Source organism: Streptomyces sp. NPDC047014 (assembly GCF_040644195.1).
In the GTDB taxonomy this organism is placed as follows: Bacteria; Actinomycetota; Actinomycetes; order Streptomycetales; family Streptomycetaceae; genus Streptomyces.
The window spans coordinates 16,336-29,550 of the sequence record NZ_JBEYVX010000076.1 but is presented as its reverse complement, the minus strand read 5'-3'; the positions used below and the strand labels follow the sequence as shown (position 1 = coordinate 29,550).

Sequence of the window (13,215 nt, the reverse complement as noted above, 5' to 3'; positions counted from 1 at the left end):
AGCGACTGGGCCGGCGCCTACGCCGCCTCGACCCAGCACCGCAAGTACGTCCAGCACCACCGGCCAGGGCGGCCAGCGGCAGCGGGGCGCCGCCCCGGGCCTCCGGCGCGGGCAAGCCACCTGACGCCGAGGCCGGCGCCGCGGGCCATGACGCCGGGCCGGCGGCCGGCGCGGGCCGGAGCGACGGGCCGACACCGGCCGACGGGAGCGGGGCCACCGCCCCGGCCGTCGGCGCGGGCGCGGGCGCGAGCCCGGGAGGCAAACCGCCGGACGCCCACGCCAGCGTGGCCAGCAGCACCGCCAGGAGGGCGCACGTGGTGCGGCCGGGCTGGTGGGGGCGGGGCACGGTGGGGGGCCTCTCACTGGGGTGGCCGAGGGACTCGTCCCGAAATGGTACGGGTCGGCCCGACAAATGCGTTCGCCACCCGGGGGCCACAGGTGCGATCCTCGATCAGGTATGTCTACTTCCTTCGCCGCCCTGCAGACGCTTCTCGGTGAGATCCCCCTCCGCGACGCGCACCGCCTCGGCCGCCGCCTAGAAGGCGCCCGCCGCATCCGCAAGCCCGAGGCCAAGCAGGCCGTGCTCGACGAGATCGCCGCGGAGGCCGCCAAGGCCGCCGAGCGACTGGCCGGCCGTGCCTCGCGCATGCCCGAGGTCACGTATCCCGAGAACCTGCCCGTCAGCCAGAAGAAGGACGAGATCGCCGAGGCGATACGCGACCACCAGGTCGTGATCGTCGCCGGTGAAACCGGTTCCGGCAAGACCACGCAGATCCCCAAGATCTGCATGGAGCTCGGCCGCGGCGTCCGCGGCATGATCGGCCACACCCAGCCCCGCCGCATCGCCGCCCGCACCGTCGCGGAGCGCATCGCCGAGGAGCTGGGGTCCGAGATCGGGCAGACCGTCGGCTGGAAGGTCCGCTTCACCGACCAGGTGGACCAGGACGCCACCTTCGTGAAGCTGATGACCGACGGCATCCTGCTCGCCGAGATCCAGACCGACCGCGAGCTGCGCGCCTACGACACGATCATCATCGACGAGGCCCACGAGCGCTCGCTCAACATCGACTTCCTGCTCGGCTACCTGGCGACGCTGCTGCCCAAGCGGCCCGACCTCAAGGTCGTCATCACCTCGGCGACCATCGACCCCGAGCGCTTCTCCCGGCATTTCGGCGACGCCCCGATCGTCGAGGTCAGCGGCCGCACCTACCCGGTGGAGGTCCGCTACCGTCCGCTCCTCGAAGAGGACTCCGAGGACTCCGACCGCGACCAGATCACCGCGATCTGCGACGCCGTCGACGAGCTCCAGGCCGAGGGCCCCGGCGACATCCTGGTCTTCCTCTCCGGCGAGCGCGAGATCCGCGACACCGCGGACGCGCTGGTGAAGAAGAAGCTCCGCTTCACCGAGGTGCTGCCGCTGTACGCCCGCCTCTCGCACGCCGAGCAGCACCGCGTGTTCCAGCAGCACACCGGCCGCCGGATCGTGCTCGCGACCAACGTCGCCGAGACCTCCCTGACCGTGCCGGGTATCAAGTACGTGATCGACCCGGGCACCGCCCGTATCTCGCGCTACAGCCACCGCACCAAGGTGCAGCGGCTGCCGATCGAGCGGATCTCGCAGGCCAGCGCCAACCAGCGCAAGGGCCGCTGCGGCCGTACCAGCGACGGCATCTGCGTGCGGCTGTACTCCGAGGGCGACTTCGACGCCCGCCCGGAGTTCACGGACGCCGAGATCCTGCGGACGAACCTGGCCTCCGTCATCCTCCAGATGACCGCCGCCGGCCTCGGCGAGATCGAGAAGTTCCCCTTCATCGACCCGCCGGACCACCGCAACATCCGCGACGGCGTGCAGCTGCTCCAGGAGCTCGGCGCGCTGGACCCGGCCGAGAAGGACCCGAAGAAGCGGCTGACGCAGATGGGCCGCCAGCTGTCCCAGCTGCCCGTCGACCCACGGCTGGCCCGCATGGTCATCGAGGCCGACAAGAACAACTGCGTCCGCGAGGTCATGGTCATCGCGGCGGCCCTGTCCATCCAGGACCCGCGCGAGCGGCCCTCGGACAAACAGACCCAGGCCGACCAGCACCATGCCCGCTTCAAGGACGAGACCAGCGACTTCCTGTCCTTCCTGAACATGTGGCGCTACGTCCGCGAGCAGCAGAAGGAGCGCGGCTCCTCCTCCTTCCGCCGGATGTGCAAGCAGGAGTACCTGAACTTCCTGCGGATCCGCGAGTGGCAGGACATCTACTCGCAGCTGCGTACGGTCGCCAAGAGCATGGGCATCCACGTCAACGAGGCGGACGCCCCGGAGCAGGTGGTCCACGTCTCGCTGCTGGCCGGCCTGCTCTCGCACATCGGCCTCAAGGACACCGACAAGAACGAGTACCTGGGCGCCCGGTCGGCCAAGTTCGCGATCTTCCCCGGTTCCTCGCTGTTCAAGAAGCAGCCGAAGTTCGTGATGTCGGCCGAGCTGGTGGAGACCTCGCGGCTGTGGGCCCGGGTGAACGCCAAGGTGGAGCCCGAGTGGGTGGAGCCGCTGGCGCAGCACCTGATCAAGCGCACCTACAGCGAGCCGCACTGGGAGAAGGACCAGGCGGCCGTGATGGCGTACGAGAAGGTGACGCTGTACGGCGTGCCGATCGTCGCCCAGCGGAAGATCAACTACGGCCGGATCGACCCCGAGGTCTCGCGCGAGCTGTTCATCCGCAACGCGCTCGTCGAGGGCGACTGGCGGACCCACCACAAGTTCTACGCCGACAACCGCAAGCTCCTCACCGAGGTGGAGGAGCTGGAGAACCGGGCCCGGCGCCGCGACATCGTGGTGGACGACGAGACCCTGTTCGACTTCTACGACCAGAGGATCCCCGAGCACGTGGTGTCGGGGGCGCACTTCGACTCCTGGTGGAAGCACAAGAAGCGGGACGAGCCCGAACTGCTCGACTTCGAGCGGGAGATGCTGCTCACGGAGAAGGCGGCCGGGGTCACCAAGGCCGACTACCCGGACTCCTGGCGGCAGGGGCAGCTGAAATTCCGGGTGACCTACCAGTTCGAGCCGGGCGCGGACGCGGACGGCGTGACCGTCCACATCCCGCTCCAGGTGCTGAACCAGGTCACCGGCGAGGGCTTCGACTGGCAGATCCCGGGCCTGCGCGAGGAGGTCGTCACCGAGCTGATCCGCTCGCTGCCGAAGCCGATCCGCCGGCACTACGTGCCCGCGCCGAACTACGCGGGCCGCTTCCTCGACACGGCGGTGCCCCTCCAGGAGCCGCTGCCGGTGACGCTGGCGCGCGAGCTCCAGCGGATGGTCGGGGTGCCGGTCACGGCCGAGGACTTCGACCTGGGCCGGATCCCGGACCACTTGAAGATCACTTTCCGGATCGTCGACGAGCGGCGCCGCAAGATCGCCGAGGACAAGGACCTGGAGGCCCTGCGGCTCCGGCTCCGGCCGAAGGCCCGTCAGGCCCTGTCGCAGGCCGCCGCGGCCACCGCCGAGCGGGCGGGCGGGGAGTCGGTGGAGCGCACCGGGCTGACCGACTGGACGATCGGCACCCTGACGAAGGTCTTCGAGACCCGGCGGGCGGGCCAGCCGGTGAAGGCGTACCCGGCGCTGGTCGACGAGGGCGCGGCTGCGGGCACCGTGTCCGTACGGCTCTTCGACACCGAGGCGGAGCAGCAGCGGGCGATGTGGCGGGGCACGCGGCGGCTCATCCTGCTGAACATCCCGGTGAACCCGGCGAAGTTCGCCTCCGACCACCTGACGAACCAGCAGAAGCTGGCCCTCTCCAGGAACCCGCACGGCTCCGTCCAGGCCCTGTTCGAGGACTGCGCCACCGCGGCGGCCGACCGGCTCATCGCGGACCACGGCGGCCCCGCCTGGGACGAGGCGGGCTTCCGCAAGCTCTACGAGGCCGTGCGCGCGGACCTGGTGGACACGACGGTGCGGGCGGTGAACCAGGTGCAGCAGGTGCTGGCCGCCTGGCAGGCGTGCGAGCGGCGACTCAAGGCCACCTCCAGCCTGGCGCTGGTCGCGAACCTCCAGGACGTCAGGACGCAGCTGGCGGCCCTGATGCCGGCGGGCTTCGTGACCCTCACGGGGCTGCGCCGGCTGCCGGACCTGATGCGCTACCTGGTGGCGGCCGACCGGCGGCTCCAGCAGATGCCCACGGGCGTCCAGCGGGACACCACGCGCATGGAGAAGGTCCACGAGATGCAGGACGAGTACGCCTGGCTGCTGGAGCAGTTGCCGAAGGGCAGACCCGTCCCGGAGACGGTGACCGACATCCGCTGGATGATCGAGGAACTGCGCGTCAGCTACTTCGCCCACGCCCTCGGTACGGCCTACCCGATCTCCGACAAGCGGATCGTGAAGGCGGTGGACGCGGCGGCCCCCTGATCGGTTCGACCGCACCCCCTGAGCTGCTGTACAGTCTGTTTCGCAGCCGCCGCAGAGCGGCCGCGAATCAAGGTCCTGTGGAGCAGTTGGTTAGCTCGCCACCCTGTCAAGGTGGAGGTCGCGGGTTCAAGTCCCGTCAGGATCGCAACAACATCAGGGCCCGTATCCCCCAGGGGATGCGGGCCCTGACGCGTTCCCGGGATGCCCGTGACGTCCGCCGGGCTTCCCCTTTACGGCGTGTCGTGCCGCGTGGACAAGAGTGATCGTCTGTGACGGGTGTCACCGCACGAGTTTTTGAAACTCCTACTTTTATCGCACCCCTACACCCGCTCGATTTAATATGTGCAATGGCACCTACCCCTGAACTGCCCCGCCGCCCGCGACGGACAGCCCTGACCTGGGCATAAAAAAGATCGCGCTGGACCCGGCGGAGTCCAGCGCGATCGAACGGCCCGCAGACCTGTTGGGGCAGGTCGGGCCGCTGAAGCACAATGGGCTTTCATCGGATTGGGGGACCCGATGGAAACCCGTTAAAGCGGGGTGTTTACGCGACCTCAGGCTTCGCTGCGCTGCTGCGGAATTCCCGCCAGCAGGGCGCGAACCTCGGCCTCGCGGTACCGGCGGTGTCCACCCAGGGTGCGGATGGACGTGAGCTTGCCAGCCTTGGCCCAGCGGGTGACCGTCTTCGGGTCCACGCGGAACATGGTGGCGACCTCAGCCGGGGTCAGCAGCGGCTCGGCATCAGGGGTGCGAGCGGTCATGAGCGGCCTCCTCGGGAGAACCGAACCATCTCGGTTCTTTCCTCTAAATTCTGCACCTTGGCCCGCGTTGCCCGAAATGGACATACGCGGGCCGAGTCGGTTATAGGACGAACGGCTTGTCCTCGGCACTACAACTACACCATCCGTCCAGCCTCGACGGCCAAACCGACGGAATTGCCCTCCGAGGTGTTCATCAGCGGCGGAAGCCGATGGACCATCCCATAACGGACAGTCACCCCACTGTGACGATCAGTCACAGAGCGATCAGGAGTCCTGCGACCCCCCGTAGAGTGCAATGCCGAGCATTCCGCCCTTAGTTGGGCGGAAGGAACCCTCCCCGGACTCCTTGTCCTATTTTGGCACGAGGGTAGGGGAAGGGCGCAAGGGTGTGGTTAGTGCGGTCCGTCACGCTTGGGCCAATGGCCCGTATCGGGACGTAGGTCCTGGCACTACGTCCCAAATGCCACGATCAGGGCTCTGATCAGCCCTTTTCTGCCGAACGACCCCGTACGCGGCGGTACGCCGGAAGGCCCCTCGGGATGAAATAGGCCACACCGCTCATTTTCGGCCTAATTCGCAAAAAGCCGCTCCCGGACCTCCCGCCACCGCTCCGCCAGCCCTCCGTACACCTCCGCCGCGCCCTCCTCGTCCCCCGCCCGCAGCGCCGCGAGTCCCGCCGCGAGGTCCGCCGCCGAGTGGTCCGCCTCCAGCCGGCCGGCCGGCAGCGCGTGCAGCAGCCCGCCGTAGTCCAGCTCCACCATCGACCTCGGATGGAACTCCTCCAGCCAGCTCCCCACCTCCACCAGGCCCTCCGCGAGCACGGCGTACCCCTCGGAGGCCCGCAGGGTGCGCAGCGCCCGGGCCAGCCGCCGCCGGGCCTGGACCATCGGCGTCCGGTACCGCAGCCGCACCCCCGGCACGTACTCCCGCTCACCGTCGTCCACCAGGACGAACCAGCGCAAGGGGATCTGCCACACACCCGTGCGGATCCAGGGCCGCGCCTCCGGGTTCCGCGCGCGCCAGCTCTCGTACTCCTCGGCCGCCCGCCGGCGCGCCGCCGGGGGCAGGGCCGCGTCCAGGACCGGGCCGGGGAACTGCTCGACCAGCTCCTCCAGCGCCAGCCAGCCGCGCAGCCGCGTACTCCACGGGCAGACCAGCAGCACCCCGTCCACCTCGGCCGTGAAGGCGTCGGCGCTCTCGTGGGCGGGCACGCCCACCACGGGCACCCGCACCAAGTCCGCCAGCGAGCGGCGCAGTTCGTCCTGGGCGGTGGGGGCCTGCCCGCGCCGGGCGTAGTCGGCCCAGTGCGTGCGCTCCGGCTCCGGGAAGGCGGCCAGGGGCTCGTAGACGCGCACGTAGGAGGCGTACGGGACGCAGGGCGCCGAGCGCGCGGAGGGCAGCAGGGGATCGGGGGATTCGGTCACCCTGTGGTCCTGCCCCTTTTCGGCCCGGCTCGCGCACCCGCGGGGCGGCCTCTTGCCGGGCCGCGGGGGCGCCCGTACTCCGGGAGTGTTCCGATCCACGGACAGGTCTCCTGCGGAGGGCCCGCAGGTCTTACTCTGCTCCCAGCGCGCCCTCCCCCACCCGCAGGGGGGCGCTTTCCCGCCGCATCTCTTCCATGGGAGTCACCACCGTGACCGAAATGACCGACGGCGTCCTGCACACCCTGTTCCGTACGGAGCAGGGCGGCCACGAGCAAGTCGTGCTGTGCCAGGACCGCGCCACCGGCCTCAAGGCCGTCATCGCCATCCACTCCACCGCCCTGGGCCCCGCCCTCGGCGGTACGCGCTTCCACGCCTACGCCTCCGACGCGGAGGCCGTCCAGGACGCGCTGAACCTCTCGCGCGGCATGTCGTACAAGAACGCCATGGCCGGTCTCGGCCTCGGCGGCGGCAAGGCCGTCATCATCGGTGACCCCGAGGTCATCAAGACCGAGGAACTGCTGGAAGCCTACGGCCGGTTCGTCGAGTCCCTCGGCGGCCGCTACGTGACCGCCTGCGATGTCGGCACCTACGTCGCGGACATGGACGTCGTCGCCCGCGAGACCCGCTGGGCCACCGGCCGCTCCCCGGAGAACGGCGGCGCCGGCGACTCCTCCGTCCTCACCGCCTACGGCGTCTTCCAGGGCATGCGCGCCTCCGCCCAGCACCTGTGGGGCGACCCGACCCTGCGCGGCCGCAAGGTCGGCGTGGCGGGCGTCGGCAAGGTCGGCCACTACCTGGTCGAGCACCTGCTGGAGGACGGCGCCGAGGTCGTCATCACCGATGTGCGCGCGGAGTCCGTCCAGCGGATCCTCGACAAGCACCCGGGCAAGGTCACCGCGGTCACCGACACGGACGCCCTGATCCGCGTCGAGGGCCTGGACATCTACGCCCCCTGCGCGCTCGGCGGCGCCCTCAACGACGAGTCCGTCCCGGCGCTGACCGCGGCGATCGTCTGCGGCGCGGCCAACAACCAGCTCGCCCACCCGGGCATCGAGAAGGACCTGCTGGACCGCGGGATCCTCTACGCCCCGGACTACGTGGTCAACGCGGGCGGGGTCATCCAGGTCGCGGACGAGCTGCACGGCTTCGACTTCGAGCGCTGCAAGGTGCAGGCCACGAAGATCTTCGACACCACGCTGGAGATCTTCGCTCGTGCGAAGGCGGACGGTATCCCGCCGGCCGCCGCGGCCGACCGGATCGCCGAGCAGCGCATGGCCGACGGCCGGATCAACCTCCCGGTGACCTCGGTCTGAGCCCCTCGCGGGACCCCCGGGTGCGCCCGCCGGGGTGCGGCGAGACGGAACTCACTGCACTTCGGCGGGTCGCCCGCCAAGAACGGGTTAAAATCGCAGCTGACCAGCGAGGACGGGGCGCCTCACTGGTTCTGCACCGGGGCGCGTCATGCGGGCGGCGTACCGTATGGCCGCGGAAGCAGGTACCGTTAAACCCCTAGGACGGTCTCTCCACGGAGAGCCCGCTCCGAACCATGAACGCGTGTCAGACTCTGGGGCCGTCGAGCCCCGTCACCGAGGGGGTCGAGCCATGGGGCGCGGCCGGGCCAAGGCCAAGCAGACAAAGGTCGCCCGCCAGCTGAAGTACAACAGCGGCGGGACTGACCTCTCGCGTCTGGCCAATGAGCTGGGCGCATCGCCGACAGAGCCGCTGCAGATCAGCGAGCCGGTCGAAGTCGATGACGATCTGGACGACGACGACCCGTACGCCAAGTACGCGGATCTCTACAACAGCGATGACGACGACGAGGACGAGGAGTCCGGTCCGTCGACTCAGCGCCGCGGCGCTTGACGCCCTGAGGCGTCCGCACGACACCGCACACATACGGAAACCCGGTCCAGGGCTCAGCCCCGGACCGGGTTTCCGTGCTGCTCAGCTCGCGTAGTCCCCGGTCAGGGTCGCGCCCTCGGTGCGGTCGCCGCGGTCCAGGATCTCTCCCGCGACCCAGGCGTCGACGCCCCGGTCGGCCAGCGCGGTCAGCGCCACGTCCACCGACTCGGCGGGCACGACGGCCATCATGCCGACGCCCATGTTCAGGGTCTTCTCCAGCTCCAGCCGCTCCACCCGCCCGGCGGTGCCGACCAGGTCGAAGACCGCGCCGGGGGTCCAGGTCGAGCGGTCGACCGTGGCGTGCAGGTGGTCCGGGATCACCCGGGCCAGGTTCGCCGCGAGGCCGCCGCCGGTGATGTGCGAGTAGGCGTGCACCTCGGCCGTCCGGGTGAGGGCCATGCAGTCCAGCGAGTAGATCTTGGTCGGCTCCAGCAGCTCCTCGCCCAGGGTGCGGCCGAGCTCGTCCACGTGCTGGTCCAGGGCCATCCCGGCCCGGTCGAAGAGCACGTGGCGGACCAGCGAGTACCCGTTCGAGTGAAGGCCGGACGAAGCCATCGCGATGACGGCGTCACCCGTACGGATGCGATCCGCGCCCAGCAGCCGGTCGTACTCGACGACACCGGTGCCGGCGCCCGCCACGTCGAAGTCGTCCGGGCCCAGCAGGCCGGGGTGCTCGGCGGTCTCGCCGCCCACCAGGGCGCAGCCGGCGAGGACGCAGCCCTCGGCGATGCCCTTGACGATGGACGCGACACGCTCGGGGTGGACCTTGCCCACGCAGATGTAGTCGGTCATGAACAGCGGCTCGGCACCGCAGACGACGATGTCGTCCATAACCATCGCGACGAGGTCGTGGCCGATGGTGTCGTACACGCCCATCTGGCGGGCGATGTCCACCTTGGTGCCGACGCCGTCGGTGGCCGAGGCCAGCAGCGGGCGCTCGTACCGCTTGAGCGCGGAGGCGTCGAAGAGGCCGGCGAAGCCGCCGAGGCCGCCGAGGACCTCGGGGCGCTGCGTCTTCTTCACCCACTCCTTCATCAGCTCGACGGCGCGGTCTCCCGCTTCGATGTCGACGCCCGCGGCTGCGTAGCTGGCACCGGTGGTCTTCTCTGTCATGACAGGAGAGAGCTTTCGTGTCGTTACTGCGGTGGGGTACGGGGCCCTGGGCATGCCGGAGGGCAGGGCTCCGCGCAGGTCGGGCCGGGGCGCCGGCCCGGCGGGCCCGAGGGCCCGCCGGCGGGCGGACCCTACGGGCGCCGGAGCGCGTCGGCGGCGTCCGTGCCGCCGGCCAGCTCGGTCTCCAGCAGCTGCTTGCCGAGGAGCTGCGGGTCGGGGAGCTCCATCGGGTACTCGCCGTCGAAGCAGGCACGGCAGAGGTTCGGCTTCTGGATGGTCGTGGCCTCGATCATCGAGTCGATCGAGATGTACGAGAGCGAGTCCGCGCCGAGGGAGGTGGCGATCTCGTCGACCGTCATGCCGTTGGCGATCAGCTCGGCCCGGGTGGCGAAGTCGATGCCGAAGAAGCACGGCCACTTCACCGGCGGCGAGGAGATCCGGATGTGGACCTCGGCCGCGCCGGCCTCGCGGAGCATCTTGACCAGGGCGCGCTGGGTGTTGCCGCGGACGATCGAGTCGTCGACGACCACCAGGCGCTTGCCGCGGATGACTTCCTTGAGGGGGTTGAGCTTGAGCCGGATGCCGAGCTGGCGGATCGTCTGCGAGGGCTGGATGAAGGTCCGGCCCACGTAGGCGTTCTTGACCAGGCCGGAGCCGTACGGGATCCCGCTGGCCTCGGCGTAGCCGACGGCGGCGGGCGTGCCGGATTCCGGCGTCGCTATCACCAGGTCGGCGTCGACCGGGGCTTCCTTGGCCAGCCGGCGGCCCATCTCGACACGCGAGAGGTAGACGTTCCGGCCGGCGATGTCGGTGTCCGGGCGCGCCAGGTAGACGTACTCGAAGACACAGCCCTTGGGCTTTGCTTCCGCGAAGCGGGAGGTGCGCAGGCCGTTCTCGTCGATCGCGATGAGCTCGCCCGGCTCGACCTCGCGGACGAAGCTGGCGCCGCAGATGTCGAGGGCGGCGGTCTCGCTCGCGACCACCCAGCCGCGCTCCAGGCGGCCGAGGACCAGCGGGCGGATGCCCTGCGGGTCACGGGCGGTGTAGAGGGTCCCCTCGTCCATGAACACCAGCGAGAAGGCACCCTTGACCTGCGGGAGGACCTTGGCGGCCGACTCCTCGACGGTCAGGGGCTTGCCGTCCTCGTCCACCTGGCCGGCCAGCAGGGCCGTGACCAGGTCGGTGTCATTGGTGGCCGCCACCTGGGTGGCACGGCCGTCCTGACGGGGGAGGTCCGCGACCATCTCGGCGAGCTCGGCGGTGTTCACCAGGTTGCCGTTGTGTCCCAGGGCCAGGGAGCCGTGGGCGGTCGCGCGGAAAGTGGGCTGCGCGTTCTCCCAGACGGAGGCACCGGTGGTCGAGTAGCGGGCGTGACCGACCGCGATATGACCTTGGAGCGAGCCGAGAGAGGTTTCGTCGAAGACCTGGGAAACAAGTCCCATGTCCTTGAAGACGAGGATCTGGGAACCGTTGCTCACAGCGATTCCCGCGGACTCCTGTCCGCGGTGCTGCAATGCATACAGTCCGAAGTAGGTGAGCTTGGCGACCTCTTCACCCGGAGCCCAGACACCGAAGACGCCGCAAGCGTCCTGGGGGCCCTTCTCGCCGGGGAGCAGGTCGTGGTTGAGTCGTCCATCACCACGAGGCACGTCTCCGAGTGTAGGCGAGATCGACCACTGGTCCGAATTGGGGACGGCCGGGAAATGTCACAGCACAGAGGGTGACCGCACGGGCCGGTCGGGTATGCGGATACCTTTGTAGGGAGCTACGAGTGAATTCGTACGGGCACTCGCTCTGTGCGACCCCTCGGTGACGGCGCGGGCCCGGCGGCAGACGGCCGGAGGGCGGCGCGGAGCACTCGTAGCTTCGTCCAAGTCCGCCGTGGCCGAATGCGCCCGCCGACACCCCCGCTATTCGACGCTGGTGGCCGCTTTCGCGGTCAGTCCCTTGCCGTCGGGAGCCGTCAGGGTGAGGTTCTGGCCGTCGATCCGCCAGGTCAGCGGAGAGGCGGCGAAAAGGCTGGTCAGGGCCTGTTCCACCGTCCCGACGGGCCCCGCGCAGGCCATCCGTGTGCTGGTGAGCGGCCCGAACGTGATATGGGCACCCTCGCCCGTGGCCCGCGCGCTGAACCGGTTGCAGCCGAGGTTCCCGCTGACCGCGAGGTCGGGGGCGACGGTGAACCGGGCCTTGCCCGCGGCCTCGGCGGGCAGTGAGGACGCCGTCTGCCCGTCGAGCAGCCCGGTGACGGTCCATTCGGTCGCGGTGAAGGGGGCGTCGGCCGCCGGGGGCGCGGGGCTCATGGCGATGGTGCTCCCGTCGGAGGTCTTGAGCGTGAGCCGGTCCGGACCCCGGTCGATGGTCAGCCGCCCCTTGAACAGCTTCGCGAAGGCCGTCTCGAACTCCATGTCCGGGCAGGCCATGGCGGTCCGCGGCCCCGGGGTGACGGTCAGGGCGTCGGCCCCGTCGTGGACCACGGCCGCCTTGAGCCCGTTGCAGCCGTAGCTGCCGGTGGCCTCGGTCGCGCCGAGGGTGAGACGGGCGCTGCCGGGGGCGTGCAGGGTGCGGCCCTCGCTGGTCAGGGACTCGACGGCCCAGGATCCCTCGACCTGGGGCAGCACGACGCCGCCGCTCTCCTCCGCCCGGCCGCAGCCGGCCAGGGCGAGCGCGAGTACGAGGGCCAGCCCCGCGGGGATGTGGACGTGCCGGTGGGTACGCATGCCGGTGGGACGGCCCGGCCGCCCGTTCGGTTCCCCGCCGGTCCGGCGGGGAGGTGGTCCGGCGGGGAGGCGGTCCGGCGGTCCGCCGGTCACCCTGGGGCCCGCCCCCGCTCAGCCCATCAGCGGCAGCAGCCCCGACAGGTCGGCCCGCTCCCCCGAGGCCCGTACCCGCGCCGCGTCCACCGCCTCCGCCCAGCCCGTACGGCCCGTCGCGAGCCGGATCCAGGTCAGCGCGTCGGTCTCGACCACATTCGGCGGGGTGCCGCGGGTGTGGCGCGGGCCCGCCACGCACTGGACCACCGCGAACGGCGGGATCCGCACCTCGACCGAGCCACCGGGGGCCTTGAGGGCGAGCGCGTCGGCGAGCAGCCGGGTGCAGGCGGCCAGCGCCTGCCGCTCGACCGGGATCTCCAGCCCCGCGGCCCGGTTCAGGTCGTCGGTGTGGACGACCAGCTCCACGGTCCGGGTGACCAGGAAGTCCGCCAGGGTCATATCGCCGATCCACAGCTCCAGCACCCGGTCACCCCGGTGCTCCGCGAGCGCGTCGGCCAGGGCCGCGGCGGCCTGTTCGTACAGCTCGGGCAGCGGGTCCCCGGTCAGGGTCTCGCGGGCGGCCTCGGAGATCTTCCCGGCGAGGGAGGCGGTGGCGAAGGGCCACTCGACGGCGGACAGCTCGGGGACGGCGGCCGGCGGCCGGGCCAGGCCCCGGGCCAGGGAGTCCGCGATCCAGGCGATGTGCGCGGCCAGCTCGGCCACGCTCCACTCCCCGACCCCGCTGGGCCGGGCCAGCTGATCCGGCGTCAGCCCGGCCACCGCGCGGGCGACATGGCCGAACTGCGCGGTCACCGCCGTCCGGATCCGGGCGTCGTCGTACCTGCGGGTCTTGGGTGCCATGCGGGGAGTCTGCC

The 13,215-nt window shown here is 70.7% G+C and carries 9 protein-coding genes and 1 tRNA gene; 4 read left to right on the top strand and 6 right to left on the bottom strand.

Annotated features, from left to right (window positions below; genetic code table 11):
* Positions 1–457 precede the first annotated feature (457 nt).
* Entirely contained in the window at positions 458–4,390 is a 3,933-nt protein-coding gene (gene hrpA / locus ABZ873_RS27735; protein ID WP_360877274.1) for an ATP-dependent RNA helicase HrpA, read from the top strand.
* A gap of 71 nt (positions 4,391–4,461) precedes the next feature.
* Positions 4,462–4,535: transfer RNA gene (locus ABZ873_RS27730), tRNA-Asp, on the top strand.
* 409 nt (positions 4,536–4,944) lie between these two features.
* On the opposite strand, the gene bldC is transcribed toward ABZ873_RS27730, so the two are convergent.
* Together bldC and ABZ873_RS27720 are read right to left on the bottom strand one after the other, a co-directional pair.
* Complete coding sequence (bldC, locus tag ABZ873_RS27725) at positions 4,945–5,151, bottom strand: developmental transcriptional regulator BldC (protein WP_003949541.1); 207 nt, start codon at positions 5,149–5,151, stop codon at positions 4,945–4,947.
* Between the two features lie 569 nt (positions 5,152–5,720).
* Positions 5,721–6,575 carry a hypothetical protein gene (locus ABZ873_RS27720; protein ID WP_360877271.1) on the bottom strand — a complete coding sequence of 285 codons (855 nt, stop codon included), beginning with the start codon at positions 6,573–6,575 and terminating at the stop codon, positions 5,721–5,723.
* 194 nt (positions 6,576–6,769) lie between these two features.
* Here ABZ873_RS27720 and ABZ873_RS27715 point away from each other — a divergent pair, with 194 nt between their 5' ends.
* Together ABZ873_RS27715 and ABZ873_RS27710 are read left to right on the top strand one after the other, a co-directional pair.
* Positions 6,770–7,888: an amino acid dehydrogenase gene (locus ABZ873_RS27715; protein ID WP_360877268.1), complete on the top strand. Its 1,119-nt coding sequence runs from the start codon at positions 6,770–6,772 to the stop codon at positions 7,886–7,888.
* A 289-nt stretch (positions 7,889–8,177) separates the two neighbouring features.
* Entirely contained in the window at positions 8,178–8,438 is a 261-nt protein-coding gene (locus tag ABZ873_RS27710; protein WP_360877265.1) for a DUF3073 domain-containing protein, read from the top strand.
* An 81-nt stretch (positions 8,439–8,519) separates the two neighbouring features.
* On the opposite strand, the gene purM is transcribed toward ABZ873_RS27710, so the two are convergent.
* The 4 genes from purM to ABZ873_RS27690 form a co-directional block, all read right to left on the bottom strand.
* On the bottom strand, positions 8,520–9,590 hold the full coding sequence (gene purM / locus ABZ873_RS27705; RefSeq protein WP_360877262.1) for a phosphoribosylformylglycinamidine cyclo-ligase: 1,071 nt from the start codon (positions 9,588–9,590) through the stop codon (positions 8,520–8,522).
* 131 nt (positions 9,591–9,721) lie between these two features.
* Positions 9,722–11,239, bottom strand: a complete 1,518-nt coding sequence (gene purF, locus ABZ873_RS27700) for an amidophosphoribosyltransferase (protein ID WP_360877258.1) — start codon at positions 11,237–11,239, stop codon at positions 9,722–9,724.
* 261 nt (positions 11,240–11,500) lie between these two features.
* A complete protein-coding gene (locus tag ABZ873_RS27695; RefSeq protein ID WP_360877255.1) occupies positions 11,501–12,307 on the bottom strand; it encodes an META domain-containing protein in 807 nt (268 codons plus the stop codon).
* A 111-nt stretch (positions 12,308–12,418) separates the two neighbouring features.
* Positions 12,419–13,201, bottom strand: coding sequence for a sterol carrier family protein (locus tag ABZ873_RS27690; protein WP_360877252.1), 783 nt, complete (start codon positions 13,199–13,201; stop codon positions 12,419–12,421).
* Positions 13,202–13,215 lie beyond the last annotated feature (14 nt).

What these genes read in the sequence shown, in the direction of transcription:
- hrpA (WP_360877274.1), top strand. Translation starts at nt 458, where the DNA reads ATGTCTACTTCCTTCGCCGCCCTGCAGACGCTTCTCGGTGAGATCCCC.
- bldC (WP_003949541.1), bottom strand. Translation starts at nt 5,151, where the DNA reads ATGACCGCTCGCACCCCTGATGCCGAGCCGCTGCTGACCCCGGCTGAG.
- ABZ873_RS27715 (WP_360877268.1), top strand. Translation starts at nt 6,770, where the DNA reads ATGGGAGTCACCACCGTGACCGAAATGACCGACGGCGTCCTGCACACC.
- ABZ873_RS27710 (WP_360877265.1), top strand. Translation starts at nt 8,178, where the DNA reads ATGGGGCGCGGCCGGGCCAAGGCCAAGCAGACAAAGGTCGCCCGCCAG.
- purM (WP_360877262.1), bottom strand. Translation starts at nt 9,590, where the DNA reads ATGACAGAGAAGACCACCGGTGCCAGCTACGCAGCCGCGGGCGTCGAC.
- ABZ873_RS27695 (WP_360877255.1), bottom strand. Translation starts at nt 12,307, where the DNA reads ATGCGTACCCACCGGCACGTCCACATCCCCGCGGGGCTGGCCCTCGTA.
- ABZ873_RS27690 (WP_360877252.1), bottom strand. Translation starts at nt 13,201, where the DNA reads ATGGCACCCAAGACCCGCAGGTACGACGACGCCCGGATCCGGACGGCG.